Source organism: Bradyrhizobium sp. BRP20 (assembly GCF_020194215.1).
GTDB classification, from domain to species: domain Bacteria; phylum Pseudomonadota; class Alphaproteobacteria; order Rhizobiales; family Xanthobacteraceae; genus Bradyrhizobium; species Bradyrhizobium yuanmingense.
Genome location: NZ_JADYVY010000007.1, coordinates 102,055 through 120,556 on the forward strand (window position 1 = coordinate 102,055; position 18,502 = coordinate 120,556).

Below are 18,502 nucleotides of genomic sequence, written 5' to 3' on the forward strand. Positions count from 1 at the left end.
CCGGATTTCGCTACGCTCCTTCCGGGCTACGATGTCGCGTTTGCGGCGCTCACCTTACCCCAGCAGCGCCGCATCCGCCGCTGCGACCGATTCCGCGCTCTCGGTCACGGTGCGCTCGAGCGCGCCCGCCTGCACCGCGATGTTCTCGGCGAAGAAGCGCGCCAGCGCGACGTAGCGTGGCGCATCGCCAAGGCCTTCGGCCTTGGCGGCGAGCGCCTCGGAGGCGAGCAGGCAGCCGCCGAGCGTCGCGCCGAATTGCTGCAGATAGGGCGTCGCCCCCGCAAGCGCGTCGTTCGGCGCGGAGGCAACGCGCTCCAGCAGCCATTTGCTGGTGCGCGTGAGCGCCTCCAGCGCCTCGCGCAGCTTGGTGCCGGTGGTGCCGAAAGCGGGATCGTTGGAGGCCTCCACCTGCTTGACGGTCGCCGAGAGCTCGTCGAGCAGCGCCCACACCGATGCGCCGCCGTTGGCAGCTAACTTGCGCGTGACGAGATCGATCGCCTGAATGCCGTTGGTGCCCTCGTAGATCGCGGTGATGCGGGCATCGCGGTAGTGCTGGGCCGCGCCGGTCTCCTCGATGAAGCCCATGCCGCCATGCACCTGCACGCCGAGATAGGCGACCTCGTTGCCGATATCGGTGGAATAGGCCTTGGCCATCGGCGTTAGCAGCGCCGCGCGTGCGGCGGCTTCAGCGCGCACCGTCGGATCCTTGGCGCGGGTCGAGACGTCGATCGCAACAGCCGTCGCATAGCAGATGGTGCGGGCGGCCGCGGTCTGGGCCCGCATCCGCATCAGCATGCGCTTGACGTCGGGATGCACGAAGATCGCATCCGAGCCGTCGCCTTTCTTGCCTACCGCGCGGCCTTGGCGGCGCTCCTGCGCATACGACAGGGCCTGCTGGTAGGCGCGGTCGGCGACGCCGACGCCCTCCAGGCCGACGCCGAGGCGGGCCTGGTTCATCATCGTGAACATGCAGCGCATGCCCTGGTTCTCTTCGCCGATCAAAAAGCCGATCGCGCCGCCATGATCGCCCATGGTCATGGTGCAGGTCGGCGAAGCATGCATGCCGAGCTTGTGCTCGACGCCGCTCGCATAGATGTCGTTGCGCCGCCCCAGCGAGCCGTCCGCGTTGACCATGAACTTGGGAACGAGGAACAGCGAAATGCCTTTGGTGCCGGCGGGCGCATCGGGCAGACGCGCCAGCACGAAATGCACGATGTTGTCGGTCATGTCGTGCTCGCCATAGGTGATGAAGATCTTCGTCCCCTTGATGCGATAGGTGCCGTCGGCCTGCTTCTCGGCCCGGGTGCGCAGCGCGCCGACGTCTGAGCCGGCCTGCGGCTCGGTCAGCTGCATTGTTCCGGTCCATTCGCCGGAGACGAGCTTTTCGAGATAGATTGTCTTCAGCTCGTCGCTGCCATGCGCGTCCAGCGCCTCGATCGCCGATGCCGTCAGCAGCGGGCAGAGGCCGAAGGCGACGTTGGCCGCGCTCCAGATCTCTGTGCAGGCGGCATTGATCGCGAGCGGCAGGCCCTGGCCGCCGAAATCTTCCGGGCCGGACACCGCGTTCCAGCCGCCCTCGGTCCAGCGCTTGTAGGCGTCAGGCCAGCCCGGCGCGGTCGTGACCTTGCCATCCTCGAGCTTGATGCCGTGCTCGTCGCCGATCTTGTTGAGCGGCGCCAGCACGTCGGATGCGAACTTGCCGGCTTCCTCCAGCACGGCCGCGGCAATGTCGGCGTCGAAATCGCCGTAATGGCCGGCCTCCAAGGCGGCCTTGAGGCCCGCGCCATGGTTGAGCGACAGCAGCATGTCAGAAATCGGCGCGCGGTAGGTCATGGCTCACTCCCCGAGAACAGATATTGGCGCCGTATTCCCATGAAACGGGAGCGGTCTCAACTGCCGGGACGCCGGATGGCCTGGCCGGAACGGGCAGGGCCGTTGGGGCCCAGAATAGAGTGTCGGCCGCCGGGCCCTTTTTGCCCCTCCAGGCGGTTGAAATGCCGCCCCGCTCCCTATAGACCGGCTGCGACCGACGGGAATCTGCGGGTGCCGGTTCTGCCCGTTCCGTTCGTCGTCTGTTGGGGCGTAGCCAAGCGGTAAGGCAGCGGATTTTGATTCCGCCATTCGGAGGTTCGATCCCTCCCGCCCCAGCCAGATCTTCCGCCCAGCCTGAAATCACCCTCGGACCCGGCCCGGCTGGGGAGCTGCTGCACAGCTCTGCGCTGCACAGGGCGTTTCTCGGCAAAGATTCCGCCGACCGGGCCTTCCCCATGCGAACCATGACCCGCCGCGACAAAGATCGCGACGTTGAGGGGCGAACGGTCTACGACGGTGAGGTCATCTCATGAACGCCACCTAAAACGAGAACAACGTCATGCCGCACTTGGTGATCGAATATTCGGAAGGGGCGCTCGCTCGCGACGACGTAATAGGCTTGATGGAAGCGCTCTTTGAAGCCGCTTGGCGAACGGGCATCATGAAGGCGGAGGACGTCAAGGTGCGCGCGTGCGTCTACAACGATTTCCTGGTTGCCGGGAAGCGTGACAGCTTCGTGCATCTGTCTGTCTATTTGCTCGAAGGTCGATCGCCCGACCAGAAGGTCGAGCTGAGTACGAGCCTTCGACGGACGATGACAGAGCGATGCCCGGATGTGGCCAGCATAAGCGTGGATGTCCGTGACATGGACCCGGTCGCCTACAAGAAACGGCTAAAATGACGGGTGCTCGCCAAAAGACGGCAGCTTCTCAGACGAGCAGGGGCTGCGCGGCGAGGGACATCTCCTTGAGGAGAGGCAGGAAGCGATCGATCATCTCACCGGTCGTGATGCGATCGACATGAGCGCCGATATTTGCGGCCGCGATGACGGCGCCATCGTAGCGGCGAATTGGCACCGATATCGACCGAAAGCCCTCTTCGGCTTCCTGATCGACAAGGCTATACCCTTTGGTGCGGTCGGCAATGATCGTCGCAATCACTGCCGATTTGTCGACCAGCGTCGACTGGGTCAGAGCCGCCAGCTTCATGCCGTCGACCGTTCTCGTCAGCTCGTCGTTTGCCAATCTGCCCAGCAGAACGCGTCCCACCGACGTGCAGAAAGCCGGCAGCCGATATCCTATGTCCAGTCCGGTCGAAAATACCCGCGCCGGACTCGAGCGGGCGATGAAAACGACCTCTTCGCCATCCAGGACCGCAAGGGAGCAGACCTCCCTGGCCTTGCCGGCGACCTCGTCCATCAACGGCTGCATCACGGTGCTGATTTGGTTCGACGTCAAATAGGCCGAAGCCAAAAGCAGCACTCTGGGCGTTAGCGAAAACAACCGCTCGTTGCCCGCGACGAAGCCGGATTTTACGAGGGTCATCAGAATCCGGCGCACCGTCGCCCGCGGAAGATTCGCGCTCTTGGAGAGGTCGCTGAGGGTCATTGGACGGCGATCGATACCGAACGACTGTATCACGCGAAGACCCCGATCCAGGGTCTCGATGAACTCGCTGCCCTCCCGCGCCTTTTCCTCTTCTTCCGTACGCTTCAGCCTCGGCATTCTATTGGGCGGTCCCTCTCAGTGTCCTCTCGAAAGCGAGAACCATCACAAATCCGCGCGCTAGGCGCCAGCCTTGTCTCCGGCTGTCACCAGGGATTTGAGGTCAAAGGAAGGGTCTGCGGCTTGCTCCGGTGCAGGGGAGATTCCCGCCGCAATCAGGCGTCGGGCTGCCATTTGCTCGCCTGGCCGGTTGACGCTGTCCACCGCGACCAATCGGCCCTGGCGATAGTAGAAGACCGAGAATCTTCCGTCGTCGACCGAACCTCGGACCGCCTGCCGATCATATCGTCCGGCCAGCCCGACGATCTGCAGCTTGACGTCATATTGGTCGGACCAGAACCTCGGCACATTCTCATAGGGCGCGCGAGCGCCGGCGATCGCCAGTCCAGCGGCCTTCGCTTGATCCTGGGCGTTTTGCACCGATTCCAATCTCACCCAGCTTTCGCAAAAGCGGTTGAAGTGGTTGGCGCAGTCACCGGCCGCGAAAATGTCCGATGTTTCGCATTGTCCGTGCGCGTCAACGACAATTCCATTCGTGCATCTAAGCCCCGCCGAGCGCGCGATCTCGTCATTGGCGACACCACCAATCCCCACCAGCACCAGGTCGGCGTGGACAACGGCACCGTTGCCCAGCACGACAGCGGAAACTTTTCGATCGTTTCCTTTGAAGGAAGCAACCGTTTCGTCGAGCATCACGTCGACGCCAGCCCGCAAATGCGTATCAAGAAGAAAGGTCGACAAGACCGGCGAGACGGCACGTTCAAGCAGGCGGCTGCTCGCTTCCACGACGGTGACCTTCTTGCCCAGCTTTGCCGCGGAGGCCGCAACTTCCAGCCCTATGAAGCCGCCGCCGACGATGACAATCTCCGCAGCATTGGCCAGACCTGCCTTCAGGTCGATCGCATCGGTCACCGAACGCAGATAGAAAATTCCATCGAAGTCCGCGCCCTCAACCGCGATGCGCCGCGCGCGCGAGCCTGTGGCGAAGAGGAGTTTTTCAAACTTCAAAGCGTTGCCGCCGGCCAGAGTGACCTGTCGCGCGTGCAAATCGAGCAGCGTGGCGCGCTGCCCAAGAACGAGATTGATCTGCTTGCCTTCGAAGAAAGTCTCGTCGCGCAAGATCAGATTTTGCTCGCTGATGCGCCCGAGAAGGAAGTCCTTGGATAGCGGCGGCCTCTGATAGGGCAGCCACTCTTCGTCGCACACAATGGTGATGGGCTGAGAATAGCCGGCGTCACGAGCCGTGAGAGCGGCTTGAACCCCGGCATATGATGCGCCGATGATGACCAGCCCTGTCATGATTGCCTCGCCGGCACATGGACCACCAGCTCGTCGAGAGGGGCGGGCACCTTCAGCTGGCAACTCAGCCGACTGTTCGGCTTTCGCTCTCCCGAGACGGCGGACAGCAACTCGAGCTCTTCTTCGCTCGGCTGAGGGAGAGAGCTTGCTTGTTCTTCATCGACGTAGACGTGACAGGTCGCGCAATCGAGGCAGCCGCCGCATTCGCCGTCGATGCCGTGAATACCGTTGCGGACGGCCGCGAGCATCACGCTCACGTCGCGTCCGACCTCGATGGATTTTCCGCTGCCGTCCTGCTGGACAAATCTCACTCGCGGCATCCGACCTCCGTTTCCTAAGTTTGTTCGATCTGAGAACATAAGTTCGTTAACCGGTTACAGCAGTTCTGGCGGACCCTCAATCCCGACTTGCTGGCCGCCGCTGCGGTTCCATTAGGCAAGTTCTGCGGAAATATTGTGCTTGCTTGCGCGTCACATTGGAGTCATTCTGAACAATATCGAACTAATGTTCGACTACCGAACGACAAGGCAGGATGCAATGAAGCTGACGACAGCGATCGTGGGAGTGGTGCTGACATCAGGCGCGGCGTTTGCCCAGCAGCAGGAGGCCAATGCTCCCTCGCTTGCCTTGATCAACGGCAAGATTCTCACCATGGACGGTCAGTCAAAGGTTGCGGAAGCGCTTGCCGTTCGCGACGGAAGAATCTTGGCCGTAGGAGACGCGGCGACGATCAAGGCGTTGGCCGGAAATCGCACCCGCACGATCGACTTGCAGGGCAAGACTGTCGTTCCCGGGCTGATCGACACGCACGCGCATTTCAAGGCTGCCGGTCTGTCCGACTACGTCGTCAACATGAGCGGCGCCAAGACTGTTGCGGATGCCCTCGCAAGCATCAAGCAGTTCGTGGCGAAGAAAAAGCCCGGCGAGTGGATCATCGGAAGCGCCTGGCATCCCCCATCACAGCTCGCGGAAAAGCGTTACCTGACACGCCAGGAAATCGACGGCGTCGCGCCGAACAATCCGGTCTATCTCCGGACCGTTGGCCACTTCTCGATGGCCAATTCGATGGCGCTCGAGAAGGCCGGCGTAACCAAGGCCACGCCAAACCCAAGCGGCGGATCGTTTGAGCGCGACAGTGCCGGTGACCTGACCGGCGTTCTGGTCGAGACGGCGATCGATCAGGTCGAAAAGACCGTTCCGGAGTGGACGGCGGACGACGAGTTTCGCCAATTCAAGCTCGCGGAAGGTGTGCTGAACTCGTTCGGGATCACCAGCGCCGTAGAAGGGGCCACCTCGCCCAGGGACATCGCGGCCCTGCAGCGCGTGGCGCAGGCCGGTGAAGCAACGCTACGGGTCGGTCTCATGTGGCGCCCGGAACCCCCTGCCGAGAACGCGGCCTGGGAGGCCATCATGCGAGGCAACGGCGCCTCCTCCGGCTTTGGCGATGACTGGCTGAAGTTCGCCGGAATCAAGATCCTTTACGATGGCGGCATGACGCTCAAGACGGCGCTCATGCGCGAGGCCTATCCAGACTCGCATGATGGCTACCACGGCATTGCCCAGCAATCGCCGCAACGCCTCAAGGATCTGGTGTCCATTTGCAATCGCCACAATTGGCGCGTGGGTGTCCATGCCGTCGGCGACAAGGGCATCGACCACGTCCTTGATGCATTCGAAGCGGCCGACAAGGAGAAATCGATCAAGGATCGGCGTTTCGTCCTGATCCATGGAAGCTTGATAGTGCCCGAGCAAATGGAGCGCGCGAAACGCCTCGGTGTCAGAGTCGACCTCCAGAACGTTTTCATGTGGGACAAGGCGGCCACCGTCGAGCGCTTCCTGGGTGCGGCGGTCGCCAATCGGGCCGTGCCCACGAAAACTCTCATCGAGAAGGTGGGGCTGAACAGCCTCGGCGCAGGCACCGACTTCCCGGTGAACACGATCAATCCCTTCATCAACATCTACGTCATGGTAACCCGCAAGGATCTCGCCGGACGCGTTTATGGAGCGAACGAAGCCGTCAGCCGCGAGCAGGCGCTGCGCCTCTACACCAGCGCGGCATCGCACTATATGTTCGAAGAGAACGAGAAGGGGACGATCGAGGCCGGAAAACTCGCGGACCTGACCGTGTTGTCGGCGGACCTCATGACGGTCCCCGAGGAGCAGATCAAAGACATCAAAGCCGACCTGACGATCGTCGGCGGCAAGATCGTGTTTCAGCGTTAGTCTGCGTCCCGATAGCATGAGGACGCATCTCGAAGCCGAGAGAGGAGATCCAAGTCATGATGAGCCAAGAGCAGAACGACCTCATTACCCGCATCGGACCGAAGGCGCCTGCGGGAAAGCTGATGCGGATGTATTGGCAGCCTGCTGCGCTCGTCGACGAACTCGCGGAGGGGCGCCCCATCAAGGCCGTCAAGCTTCTCGGTGAGAACTTCGTTCTGTTCAAGGACGAAACGGGGCGCTATGGCCTGCTCGATCGCGACTGCCCGCATCGGGGCGCCGACCTTGCCTTCGGCCGGCTCGAGAACGGTGGCCTGCGCTGCGCCTTCCACGGGTGGCTGTTCGACGTCACGGGACAGTGTCTCGAGACGCCCGCCGAGCCTGCAAACTCCTCGCTCTGCAAAAATATCAAGCAGCGGTCCTACCCCGTCGTGGAGAAGGGTGGAATCCTGTGGGCGTATTTGGGTGAAGGCGAGCCGCCCGCGTTTCCGGAGATCGACTGCTTCGCGGCGCCGGACGAATACACCTTCGCGTTCAAGGGCCTGATCGAATGCAATTGGCTGCAAGCGCTGGAAGTCGGCATCGACCCGGCTCACGCATCGTTCCTTCACCGGTTCTTCGAGGATGAGGATACATCGGCGGCCTATGGCAAGCAGTTTCGCGGTGCGTCGGCCGACTCGGAAATGCCCATGACGAAGGTCCTGCGCGAGTACGACCGGCCGATCATCAACGTCGAGCACACCGAATACGGCCTGCGGCTCATCGCCTTGCGAGAAATCGACGAGCAGCGCACCCACGTTCGCGTCACCAACCAGCTATTCCCGCATGCGTTCGTCATTCCGATGAGCACGGAGATGACGATTACCCAGTGGCACGTGCCCGTCGACGACGTGAATTGCTATTGGTATGCGATTTTCACCAGCTACGCCGCGCCCGTCGACAAGGCGAAAATGCGCGCGCAGCGCCTCGAGCTTTACGAGTTGCCGGAATACCGCTCGCGGAAGAACAAGTCGAACGACTACGGCTTCGACCCGCACGAGCAGGCGACCGAGACTTACACCGGCATGGGCGCGGACATCAACGTCCACGACCAGTGGGCCGTCGAGTCGATGGGCGCTATTCAGGACCGGACGCGTGAGCATCTCGGCCAATCCGACAAGGCGATCATTCAGTACCGCCGGCTGCTTCGCCAGGAGATCGAGAAGGTGGCCTCCGGGGGCAAGCCGCTGTTGTTCCTCGACGCTGCCAGCGCGCGCAGCATCCAGGGGCCGGCCACAATGGACGGCATCGGTCCGACGAAGGGCTGGGAAACCTACTGGATGGAAGTGGACGTCAAGCGTCGTCGGGGCGCTCCCTGGGCCGCGCCGGTGCCCGCCGAGCTCGCCAAGAAGGTGCCTCACCTGACCGCCGCCGAATAAGCCAGGCCGCCCAGCTCAGCAAAGGAGATGTCGTTGAGTTTCGTCGAAAAGCACGGTCTCTGGTCGTCCGAACAGAAGGAGGCTGCCATCCGCATGCGGCGGATGGCGGAGGAGCAGGAGTTGCATACGATCCGGCTCTCCTTTCCGGACCAGCACGGCATCTTGCGCGGCAAGGCGCTGGTCGCTTCCGAGGCGCTCTCGTCGATCGAGAGCGGCTGCTCGATAACGACGACATTGCTCGCGAAAGATACCTCTCACCGCACGGTGTTTCCCGTCTTCACCGCCGGCGGCGGGTTCGGGATGCACGAGATGCAGGGGGGAGGCGACATCTTGATGGTCGCCGATCCCACCACCTTCAAGCTTCTCCCCTGGGCACCAAAAACCGGGTGGGTGCTTTGCGACCTCTACTTCTCCGACGGACGACCCGTGCCCTTCGCCTCCAGGGGCCTGTACCAATCCGTGCTGGGGCAGCTCAAGGACCGGGGCTATGATTTCAAAGCGGGCCTCGAGGTCGAATGCCACATCTTCAGAGTCGAGAATCCCCGACTGGCGCCTTGGGACGCCGGCAGTCCCGGCCAACCGGGTGAGCCTCCGGAGGTCAGCCTGCTTTCGCAGGGCTATCAGTACCTGACGGAGCAACGTTACGACCAGATGGAGCCTGCGCTCGAGCTGATCAGGCAAAACATCGTGGCGCTGGGCTTGCCGCTTCGGTCGATCGAGTTGGAATACGGCCCGAGCCAGTGCGAGTTCGTGTTCCAGCCCACCGTCGGCATTGAGCCGGCGGACACCATGGTGCTGTTTCGTACGGCAGTGAAGCAGATCTGCAACCGCCACGGCTATCACGCGACCTTCATGTGCCGGCCGCGGATACCGAACGTGATGTCATCGGGGTGGCACCTTCACCAATCGCTGGTCTCCCGAACAGACGGCGTCAACGCGTTCATGACCAGCGAACCGGCCGGCCTGTCGAACCTTGGCAAGCACTATATGGCCGGGCTGCTGGAGCATGCCAGGGCATCCGCGGTCTTCTCGACGCCGACGATCAATGGCTACAAGCGCTACCGTTCCTATTCGCTGGCTCCGGATCGGGCGATCTGGGGACGTGACAACAGGGGCGTCATGATCCGCGTGCTGGGCGGTCCCGACGATAAAGCCACCCGGCTCGAGAACAGGATCGGCGAGCCGGCTGCAAACCCCTATCTTTACATGGCGTCGCAGATTCTGGCCGGCCTCAACGGCATTGATCGCCAGCTCGATCCCGGTCCGTCGGCGGACACCCCCTACGAGACCAAGGCGAACCTCCTGCCGACCTCCTTGCGCGAGGCGGTGTTCGCATTGCGCGATGACCCCTTCTTCCGCGAGGCTCTGGGAGAGAAATTCGTCGACTACTACGTTTTCATCAAGAACGCGGAAATCGAGCGCTTCCAATCGACGGTCACCGAGTGGGAGCAGCGAGAATATTTCGAAATGTTCTGAAACAGCATCACCGAAGCGGGAGAAGAGAGATATGAGCTTGAGGTTTGGACTTGTTGGGGCCGTCGCGATTGCCACTGCCTGGATGTCGCCGGCGCAGTGCGACACCATCAAGGTGGGGATCATCGGCACCATGTCCGGTCCGTATGCCTTGTTCGGCCAGAACTTCAAGTACGGCATTGACGCCTGGGTGGCCAAGCATGGATCGAAAGTGGGCGATCATCAGATCGAGTTTGTCTATCGCGACGAAGAATCGCCGAACCCCGCCAAGTCGAAATCATTGGCTCAGGAGTTGATCGTCAAGGAGAAGGTTCAGTACATCGCGGGACTGTACTTCACTCCGGACGCCCTGGCCGTCGCTCCGCTTCTCGAGGAAGCGAAGGTGCCTATGATCGTCATGAACGCCGCGACGTCCGCGATCGTCGAGAAGAGCCCCTACATCGTGCGGACGTCCTTTACGATGTGGCAGAACACGGTCCCCGCGGCGAAGGTGGCGAAGGCCAGAGCGGCCAAGAAGGTGGCGATCGCCGTCAGCGATTACGGCCCCGGCATCGATGCCGAATCGGCCTTCAAAAAGACGTTCGAGGCAGATGGAGGCACCATCGTCCAATCGATCAGGATGCCGCTCAATACGACCGATTTCGGCCCGATCATGCAAAGGATCAAGGATTCCGGCGCAGACATGATCTTCACGTTCTTGCCGGCCGGTCCACCAACCCTGGGGTTCGTCAAGGCCTATATCGACAATGGACTGAAAGCGTCTGGCGTGAAGTTGTTGTCCACGGGTGATGTCGTGACCGAGCCCGATCTTCCGACTATCGGTGACAGCGGCGTAGGCATCCTGTCGACTTACCACTACGCGGTCTCGCATGACTCTTCAGAGAACAAAGCCTTCCTGGCCGATCTGATCAAGGCCGGTGCCAAGCCTGACGACATCACCATGGCGTCGGTCGCGGCCTATGACGGTGCTCGGCTCATCTACAAGATGGTTGAGGCCACCAACGGCCAAAAGGACCCGGACAAAGCCCTTGCGGCCGTGAAGGGCATGAAATGGGTCAGTCCGCGCGGCCCCGTGTCGATCGACCCGGATACCCGGCATATTCGTCAGAACGTTTATCTGCGCGAAGTCGTGAAGCAGGACGGCAAGCTCCTCAACAAGGAACTGCAAACGTTCGATGCGCAGCCGGACTGGGGCCTGGCGAAGAACTAGGGCGGATCGCTCGCGATGTAAATCTCGCGAGCAATCTCTTCATCGTGTCGGATAAGGGCCCGGAATGAGTGGTCGGTCGCAGTCTATTCGCTTCGTCAACGGTCGCATCTATGGCGATGCCAGCGACCGGATGATACCCGGCTTGACGGACGCGCACATCCACCTGTTCGGGCTGGCTGCCGAGCGGCTCCAGATCCGAAAAGCCGCGGAAGCATTCAACTAATGGCGTGGACGGGTCTCAGCATCGGGCTAGATGCCCTCTCGTACGGCATGGTGCTTTTCATCATCTCCATCGGCCTATCCATCATGATGGGCCTGATGAGGGTCGTGAACCTCGCTCATGGCGCATTTGCGATGATCGGGGGATATCTCGCGTCTTTTGCGCTCAAGAACGCGGGAGTTGGATATCCACTCGCGATTGTCCTAGCGGTCCTCGGCACCATCGCGATCGCCTTTCCGCTCGAGTTTCTTCTCTACCGCCGGATTTATCGCAAGTCCGATGAGCTGACCCAGATATTGCTCACGATCGGCATCGCGTTCGTCATCATCGGCGTTGCCAACTACATTCTTGGCCCGACAACCAAATCCATTCCGCTGCCTCCGCTGCTGAGCGGTCCCGTCGATCTCGGCTTCCGAATGATCCCGGCTCATCGGATTTTCGTGACGATTTGCGGAGTGTGCACCGCGGGCTTGCTCTGGCTACTGATCGACCGCACCGAGTTTGGGATCCGGCTGCGTGCCGCGGTCGACAACGGTGACATGGCCGAGTCGCTCGGAATCAAGACGCAGATCCTTTTTTCCGCGACCTTCGCGCTTGCGGTCGGCCTGGCGGCGTTCGGGGGCGTGGTGGGCGCCGAACTGTTGCCCGTCGAACCTTTTTACGCGCTCAGATATATGGTGACGTTCCTTGTCGTCGTCTCGGTCGGCGGGGCAGGATCGATCCCGGGCGCCGTGGCGGCATCGATATTGCTTGGCCTCGCGGACACGACCGGCAAGTATCTTGCACCCGAATATGGTGAGTTCTTCTTCTATCTTGCGGTCATCCTGGTCGTGTTTCTGTTCCCGAACGGCCTTTTGGGCAGGAGGCACTGACGTGACCGATCGAGCCATGGTCGATGGCGTGAGCCCGCCGCGTTTTTCCGTGCCGCTTGAGCTGCGCGCTGTCGCAATCACGCTGGCGCTCGGAGTGCTCGGCTACACGCTCTTTCCGGAGGACCTCGCGTTTCTGACGCGACTGATCAGCATCACGCTTCTGGTGCTGTCGCTCGATCTGGTCACGGGGTATTGCGGTGTCGCCACCCTTGGACATGCTGCGATCTACGGTGTGAGCGCCTACGTCGTGGGTAACGCATGCCTTGCCGGACATTCCGACCCCCTGCTGTTGTTGCTCGTGGGGGCGGTGGCCGGTGCCGTGATGGGGCTGGTCTCAGGCGTCCTTGTCACGAGGTTCAAGGGTCTCCCCCAGCTTGTGCTATCCATTGCCGTCGGACAGCTCGTCGCGGCGCTGGCCAACAAACTGTCCAGCCTGACGGGCGGAAGCGACGGATTGTCCGGCATTTCGCCTGGACGAGTCTTCGGGGTCTACGCGTTCGACATGTACGGTCGCACCGGCTACGTGTTCTCCGTTGCGGTGCTCATGGTCGTGTTCGTGGTGCTGCTTCGAATCGTGCACTCTCCGTTCGGCCTGCTTTGTCAGGCAATCAAGGATGACAGCCTGCGAGCTCGGATGATCGGTGCCCGCGTGTATCCCCGGCTCGTGCTGATGTATGGCGTGTCGGGGGTTGTTGGCGGAATTGGTGGTGCTCTCAATGCCATCAATACGGGCGTCGTGGGACTGGATAGCATCGGATTTGAGCGGTCGGCTGAAGCTCTCGTCATGCTGGTCCTGGGTGGCGCAGGCAGTCTCTGGGGCGCGCTGATCGGATCCATCGTCTTTCAAGTGTTCGAGCACTACGTCTCGGCTGCGAATCCATTCCATTGGATGACCATGGTCGGTGCGTTGCTGATCGCGGTCGTTTTGTTCGCCCCGAAAGGCCTGGTGTCCCTTGGAGGCTTGCTTGCTGGTCGCACCGCCTCGGTGATGAGGAGGCGCCCGTGAGCCGGCCGCTGCTCGAACTGCGAAACGTTTCGATGTCCTTCGGCGGGATGCGGGTCAACGATGATATTTCCTTCAGTATCGGGAAGGGAGAAAGGGTCGCGTTGATTGGCCCGAACGGCGCCGGCAAAACCACGCTCGTCAACGTCATCTCCGGCGACTTGACCCCTTCACAGGGCGCCGTCCACCTCGCCGGGGTTGATGTGACCGCACTACCGATTTCCGATCGCGTCGACGCCGGCTTGATCCGGACCTTTCAGATCACGAGGCTCTTCAAGAGCCTGACGGTCGCACAAAACGTCGCGCTCGCCGTGATGCAACGAAAGGGGCTCACGAGAAGCATGTTTTCCTCCCCGATGGATCGGCCGGACGTTCGTCGGGAGTGGGAGCGGGCCCTTGGAACGCTCGGTATCGCCCATCTGGCCGACAGGCAGGTCTCGCAACTGGCGTACGGTCAGCAGCGCCTTCTTGACCTGGCAATCGGGCTTGCTCTCGAGCCGAAGGTCCTGCTCCTGGACGAGCCCGCGGCAGGGGTTCCGTCAGAGGAGTCCTCCAAGATCATCGAGGCGATCGACAGATTGCCATCTGATATCGCGGTCTTGATGATCGAGCATGACATGGACCTGGTGTTCAAATTTGCCCGCCGTGTGCTCGTTCTCGCCAACGGAAAGCTGATCTTCCAGGGCGATCCGGCAGAAGTCACGCACCATCAGGAAGTCCGTCGAGCTTATCTAGGTAGCTACGCAGATGCCCGCCACGCGTCTTGAAGTCAAAGGTCTCAGTGCCGGGTATGGCCCCACCCGTATCATCGATCACATGTCGTTCGAGGTCTTGCCAGGAGGCCGTCTCAGCGTCCTTGGTCGAAACGGAGCCGGCAAGACGACCTTGCTCGCATCGCTGATGGGTCTGACGACCCATCATGGGGGAAAAGTATTCCTGGGCGAGGCTGATCTCACGGATACCAAGGCATCGACACGCGCTCAACGAGGTCTCGGTTACGTACCGCAGACACGCGACATATTTCGGTCGCTGACGGTGGAAGAAAACCTGGTCGCGGGTCTCAAGGATCGAGGTCGAGAGGCACTTGAAGAGGTCTACGTGATGTTTCCGAGGTTGGCCGAACGTCGACGCCATTTCGGGACGCAATTATCGGGCGGCGAGCAGCAGATGCTCTCGCTCGCCAGGACGCTGCTGGGAAGGCCTTCAGTTCTCCTCTTGGATGAGCCGCTCGAGGGGCTCGCGCCGGTGATCTGCGATCAGATCATGGAAATCATCACCGCGCTGGCGAGTTCTGGTGAAATGACCATCGTTTTGGTCGAGCAGCAGATCGAACGAGCGCTGCGCTTTGCCGATCATGTCATGGTGGTTGAACGCGGCAAAGCGGTCTGGAGTGGTGAATGCTCGCACTTGCGCGACGACCCCAAGATGGTCGAGCGCCTGCTCGGTGTTGGGGTGCACTGAGGCATGCGGCTTCCTTGTCATTGAGACAATGGGCAAGCTCGTATCACCCTTGCCCCGTCGGGGCGGCGGGGCTTGGCCGTAGGGCTCGCCCGGAAAGGCGAACCGGCAGCACGATCGCACGCCAAAGGGCCGGACAAGTTGATCCCTTGCCGCAAAGCGCTCAAGGACGACCGCAAGCGCTGTCAGTTCAGCCTTCCAAGCAGTCTTCGGATGATCTTCCGCAAGTTTTCGGCGTACTCATCGACGACCTGACGCCTCTCGGCCGATGGCGGCAGCTGACATTCGTCGTTCCCATCCGGCGACGGAGGATCCGTCTTGGAACTCCCGCGCATGATCGAGGCGATCGGCTTTGTCACTTTCACGGGAAGTCTGACCTCTGATGCACGACGCGCGTCGTTCAGGCTAGGTGCCAATTCCATCTGCGGCCTTCACACAAGTTAAGTCGCCGGAGCGGGTCGATCTGCATGGCTCGTCGCCGACGCGTGGCGCCGCAACATTTTGCAAATCGCGGCGCGCTAGGTGCACGAGGCGGTCGGATCGCACTTCGGGCAGCGGCCGTCGGCGGCTGCGCCGAGCTGGCGGCCGAGCTCGGCCCTGAGAGCCTCCTTGTTCCATTCGGCGCCGTCGCATCTGACGATTCGCTTGGCGCGCTCGAAGGCGTGACTCTCGGCGGCGTCATCGCCGATGCGGACGATCACGTCCCGATGGAACGGGCAGGCCGTCGTCGCGCGGGTCGTCTCCAGGGCGTAGCGCACGACCTCGGTGAGATCGTCGGTGTCAATGTCGGCAAGCATGTCGGTTCTCCTGATCGGCGTCCTCCCTTGTCCAGACCATGCACTACCTTCGACGAAAACCGGCCTCGGGCTCGATGGGAGCGCCGAGGCCGATTGTTCGCGTGGCTCTTCCATCCAGGGTCTGAACTCGTCCAGCAAACCCGCGCTGCCGATCTTCGTTCCATCGAACTCTTCGGCGGAGCCGCTCTCCGGCCTGCTCCATGTTCGCGGTCTTCTGCACTCTCCGTGAAAGCGGCGCCGGAAAGGCCTCGAAATCCAAACGTCGCTCGCTCCGGCAAAGGGGACCTCGAAAAAGCGTTCCCGATGCCGACACAAGACTATCGTCGGCGTCGCAAACATGTCTTGATCCAGCTCAAGGGAGGCGGCGGTATTTGACCGAACGCTTCTCGATCGGCAAGCCGCTTACAAGCGCTGCGCGATGTCTTCACCGCTGCTCGCGTCAATCCGTTCAGGACATCTGCGTAAGTATTGGACCGCAATTTCCAGGTCGCCGCGCCGGGCGCATATCTCCAGCATGGAGCGCAACGTCATCTTCAAATGCCCCCGCACGGGCATGAACGTGCAGCACTGGATTCCCGGCACAGGCTCCGACGCCGCGGACACGCACGTCCCGGTCCGGTGTCCCGCTTGCGCCTCGCTGCACTTCGTCAATGTCGCCAGCGGCAAGACCTTGAGCGAGGGCATCGGTCGGCCTCGCGCGACCACGGCGCCAGCCGGTCTCGGCGACCGGCTCGATCCATCGCGGCCTTGACCGCGTGAGCTCCGCCCGGCCGCGTCCGGATCGGATCTTCCGACTGATCCCTAGGGCATCTCAGACCCAGCCGCCATCGACGATGTAGTGCTGGGCGGTGCAGGCGGAGGCCTCGTCGGAGGCGAGGAAGACGGTGAACTTCGCAACCTCGTCCGGCATGAGCCGGCGCTTCAGGCATTGTCGCTGCTGCAGCTCGATCTCGCCGGCCGGCGTCATCCATTTCTCGAGCTGCCGCTCGGTCATGATCCAGCCTGGCGCGATCGCATTGACGCGGATGTTGTAGGGGCCGTAGTCGCGCGCCAGCGAGCGCGTCAGCCCGATCACGCCTGACTTGCTCGCGGTGTAGGCGGCCATGCCGCCTTGTCCTGCGATCCACGACACCGAGCCGAAATTGACGATGGCGCCGGCATTGGCCGCCTTCATGTCCGGCAACACGGCCTGAGATGCGAAGAACTGGTGCTTCAGGTTCACCGCGATGCGGTCGTCCCAATAGTCCGGCGTCATCTCCTCGGTGTTGTGCCGCTCGTCATGAGCGGCATTGTTGATCAGGATGTTGATCGGGCCATGAGCCTTGCGTGCCTCGGCGACGCCGGCACGCAGCGCGGGTATGTCGGTGAGATCGACATGCTGGAAATGCGCAGCCAATCCCTGCTCGGACAGCTCGCGCGCCAGGCGCTGTCCCTCCTCGACCTTGATGTCGAAGAACACGACCTTGGATTTCTGCTCCGCAAAGCGCCGCACGATCGCAGCGCCGATTCCGGCTGCGCCGCCGGTGACGAGTACGACCTTGCCGGCGAGGTCGGAATAGATCGCAGCCATGGGCACCTCGTTTGTTGCGGCCGGCGCGGCAGGCCGCGTCGACTCTTTCGCAAACCATAGCCATTCCATTGGTGAGGTGCATAGATCAGAATTTGTGTTGCGCACCTCAAAAATTGAGGGCAGGATTGCGCCAAAGAATAAAGACGGTCGGGAGGATGTGATGAGATTGCTCGGGAAACTGGGACTCGCTGCTGTCGCATGCCTGCTTTGGGCCAGTTCCGCGTCAGCCGACACCACGGTCAAATGGCTGCACATCGAGGTCAACCCGGCCCAGGTGAAGATCTGGGAGGAGGTCGCACGCAGCTATGAGGCGTCGCACCCAGGTGTGAAGGTCGAGATGCAGTTCCTCGAGAACGAGGCCTACAAGGCCAAGCTGCCGACCATCCTGCAATCCAAGGATCGGCCGCACATCATCTATAGCTGGGCCGGCGGAGTGCTGAAGACCCAGATCGAGGCCGGCGTCCTGGCAGACATCACCGATTCCGTGAAAAGCGGCGGCTACAGCGACACGATCGCACCGGCAGCGCTCGCGGCTTTCACCAGCAACGGCAAGGTCTATGGCCTGCCGACCGCGCTCTCGCAGGTCGGCTTCCTCTACAACAAGGACTTGATGGCCAAGGGCAATGTCGACGCGAGCAAGATCAAGACATGGGACGATCTGCTCGGCGCAGTGAAAACGCTGAGGGCCGCGGGCGTGACGCCGATTGTGGTTGGCGGTGCCGATAAATGGCCGCTGCATTTTTACTGGACGCATCTCGCAGTGCGCATCGGCGGCAAGCCGGCCTTCGATGCAGCACTGAAGGGTGAGAATGGCGGGTTCGCCGGCGAAACCTTTCAGAAATCCGGCGAGCTGTTCAAGCAGCTGGTCGATCTCCAGCCCTTCCAGAACGGCTTCCTCGGCTTCAAGAATCCGCAGGCCGTCGGCTATTTCGGCGACGGCAAGGCCGCGATGATCCTGGCCATCTCGTCCTTCTATCACACCCAGCGCGCGCTTGCCGCCGACAAGGTCGGTCTCGGCGACGACAAGCTTGGCTGGTTCGATTTTCCGGTCGTACCCGGCGGCAAGGGCGAGCCGTCAGACACGCTCGGCGGCATCACCGGCTGGTTGATCACCAAGGGGGCGCCCAAGGAAGCCACCGACTTCCTCAAGTTCTTCATCTCCAAGGACGTGCAGGCGCGGCTTGCCGCCGGCAACTTCATCGTTCCCGTCGTCAAGGGCGGCGAAGCCGGTCTCAACAGCGCCTTCATGAAGCAGATCGCGGCCAATCTGGCGAAGTCCAACTATCACCAGAACTTCTATGATCAGAGCCTTGGCCCCTCGGTCGGTCGCGTCGTCAACGACGTCACGGCCGAGATCGCCGGCGGCAGCATGAGCCCGCAGAACGCAGCGAAAGCCATCGAAGCGGCGTACAAGCAGGGTAACTGA

18 protein-coding genes and 1 tRNA gene are annotated in these 18,502 nt (G+C 61.9%); 13 read left to right on the top strand and 6 right to left on the bottom strand.

The genetic code is table 11. From position 1 onward, the window contains the following. Positions 1 to 54 precede the first annotated feature (54 nt). Positions 55 to 1,833: an acyl-CoA dehydrogenase gene (locus I6F33_RS18280; RefSeq protein ID WP_225143597.1), complete on the bottom strand. Its 1,779-nt coding sequence runs from the start codon at positions 1,831 to 1,833 to the stop codon at positions 55 to 57. A 243-nt stretch (positions 1,834 to 2,076) separates the two neighbouring features. Here I6F33_RS18280 and I6F33_RS18285 point away from each other — a divergent pair. Both I6F33_RS18285 and I6F33_RS18290 read left to right on the top strand, forming a co-directional pair. Beyond that, positions 2,077 to 2,151, top strand: a tRNA-Gln gene (locus I6F33_RS18285). 220 nt (positions 2,152 to 2,371) lie between these two features. Then, positions 2,372 to 2,713, top strand: a complete 342-nt coding sequence (locus I6F33_RS18290) for a 5-carboxymethyl-2-hydroxymuconate Delta-isomerase (protein WP_225143598.1) — start codon at positions 2,372 to 2,374, stop codon at positions 2,711 to 2,713. Positions 2,714 to 2,741: 28 nt separating this feature from the next. Here I6F33_RS18290 and I6F33_RS18295 read toward each other — a convergent pair whose 3' ends face one another. Genes I6F33_RS18295 through I6F33_RS18305 form a run of 3 tightly spaced genes read right to left on the bottom strand, consistent with a single transcriptional unit; the run spans position 2,742 to position 5,194 of the window. Next, the gene (locus tag I6F33_RS18295) at positions 2,742 to 3,536 is read right to left on the bottom strand and encodes an IclR family transcriptional regulator C-terminal domain-containing protein (RefSeq protein ID WP_036026095.1); all 795 of its coding nucleotides are present in this window, start codon (positions 3,534 to 3,536) and stop codon (positions 2,742 to 2,744) included. 60 nt (positions 3,537 to 3,596) lie between these two features. Further along, on the bottom strand, positions 3,597 to 4,835 hold the full coding sequence (locus I6F33_RS18300) for an NAD(P)/FAD-dependent oxidoreductase (RefSeq protein WP_225143599.1): 1,239 nt from the start codon (positions 4,833 to 4,835) through the stop codon (positions 3,597 to 3,599). Continuing rightward, positions 4,832 to 5,194, bottom strand: a complete 363-nt coding sequence (locus tag I6F33_RS18305; protein ID WP_346657209.1) for a 2Fe-2S iron-sulfur cluster-binding protein — start codon at positions 5,192 to 5,194, stop codon at positions 4,832 to 4,834. The genes I6F33_RS18300 and I6F33_RS18305 overlap by 4 nt, the downstream gene beginning before the upstream one ends. A gap of 199 nt (positions 5,195 to 5,393) precedes the next feature. Here I6F33_RS18305 and I6F33_RS18310 point away from each other — a divergent pair, with 199 nt between their 5' ends. From I6F33_RS18310 to I6F33_RS18350, 9 genes are all read left to right on the top strand, one after another. After that, positions 5,394 to 7,058: an amidohydrolase gene (locus I6F33_RS18310; RefSeq protein WP_225143601.1), complete on the top strand. Its 1,665-nt coding sequence runs from the start codon at positions 5,394 to 5,396 to the stop codon at positions 7,056 to 7,058. A 56-nt stretch (positions 7,059 to 7,114) separates the two neighbouring features. Continuing rightward, on the top strand, positions 7,115 to 8,473 hold the full coding sequence (locus tag I6F33_RS18315) for an aromatic ring-hydroxylating dioxygenase subunit alpha (RefSeq protein ID WP_036004148.1): 1,359 nt from the start codon (positions 7,115 to 7,117) through the stop codon (positions 8,471 to 8,473). 33 nt (positions 8,474 to 8,506) lie between these two features. Beyond that, entirely contained in the window at positions 8,507 to 9,949 is a 1,443-nt protein-coding gene (locus tag I6F33_RS18320) for a glutamine synthetase family protein (RefSeq protein ID WP_057027000.1), read from the top strand. An 82-nt stretch (positions 9,950 to 10,031) separates the two neighbouring features. Beyond that, entirely contained in the window at positions 10,032 to 11,156 is a 1,125-nt protein-coding gene (locus I6F33_RS18325) for an ABC transporter substrate-binding protein (RefSeq protein ID WP_225112740.1), read from the top strand. 64 nt (positions 11,157 to 11,220) lie between these two features. Then, positions 11,221 to 11,379: a hypothetical protein gene (locus I6F33_RS18330; RefSeq protein WP_225139674.1), complete on the top strand. Its 159-nt coding sequence runs from the start codon at positions 11,221 to 11,223 to the stop codon at positions 11,377 to 11,379. Next, positions 11,379 to 12,248, top strand: a complete 870-nt coding sequence (locus I6F33_RS18335) for a branched-chain amino acid ABC transporter permease (RefSeq protein ID WP_036004151.1) — start codon at positions 11,379 to 11,381, stop codon at positions 12,246 to 12,248. Before I6F33_RS18330 ends, I6F33_RS18335 begins: the two co-directional genes overlap by 1 nt. A gap of 16 nt (positions 12,249 to 12,264) precedes the next feature. Continuing rightward, positions 12,265 to 13,254 carry a branched-chain amino acid ABC transporter permease gene (locus I6F33_RS18340; protein WP_109144604.1) on the top strand — a complete coding sequence of 330 codons (990 nt, stop codon included), beginning with the start codon at positions 12,265 to 12,267 and terminating at the stop codon, positions 13,252 to 13,254. A 32-nt stretch (positions 13,255 to 13,286) separates the two neighbouring features. Further along, on the top strand, positions 13,287 to 14,018 hold the full coding sequence (locus I6F33_RS18345) for an ABC transporter ATP-binding protein (protein WP_225112739.1): 732 nt from the start codon (positions 13,287 to 13,289) through the stop codon (positions 14,016 to 14,018). Continuing rightward, positions 13,999 to 14,712 (top strand): ABC transporter ATP-binding protein, encoded by a 714-nt coding sequence (locus tag I6F33_RS18350; RefSeq protein WP_225143603.1) that lies wholly within the window; start codon positions 13,999 to 14,001, stop codon positions 14,710 to 14,712. The genes I6F33_RS18345 and I6F33_RS18350 overlap by 20 nt, the downstream gene beginning before the upstream one ends. 515 nt (positions 14,713 to 15,227) lie before the next feature. On the opposite strand, the gene I6F33_RS18355 is transcribed toward I6F33_RS18350, so the two are convergent. Next, the gene (locus tag I6F33_RS18355; RefSeq protein ID WP_036026108.1) at positions 15,228 to 15,506 is read right to left on the bottom strand and encodes a hypothetical protein; all 279 of its coding nucleotides are present in this window, start codon (positions 15,504 to 15,506) and stop codon (positions 15,228 to 15,230) included. 514 nt (positions 15,507 to 16,020) lie between these two features. Between I6F33_RS18355 and I6F33_RS18360 the strand changes: the two genes are divergently transcribed. Continuing rightward, entirely contained in the window at positions 16,021 to 16,257 is a 237-nt protein-coding gene (locus tag I6F33_RS18360; protein WP_225143605.1) for a hypothetical protein, read from the top strand. A 60-nt stretch (positions 16,258 to 16,317) separates the two neighbouring features. Here the strand turns inward: I6F33_RS18360 and I6F33_RS18365 are convergent, their stop codons facing one another. Beyond that, positions 16,318 to 17,076 (bottom strand): SDR family NAD(P)-dependent oxidoreductase, encoded by a 759-nt coding sequence (locus tag I6F33_RS18365; protein WP_057026998.1) that lies wholly within the window; start codon positions 17,074 to 17,076, stop codon positions 16,318 to 16,320. Between the two features lie 160 nt (positions 17,077 to 17,236). Between I6F33_RS18365 and I6F33_RS18370 the strand changes: the two genes are divergently transcribed. Then, a complete protein-coding gene (locus tag I6F33_RS18370; RefSeq protein ID WP_225143607.1) occupies positions 17,237 to 18,502 on the top strand; it encodes an extracellular solute-binding protein in 1,266 nt (421 codons plus the stop codon).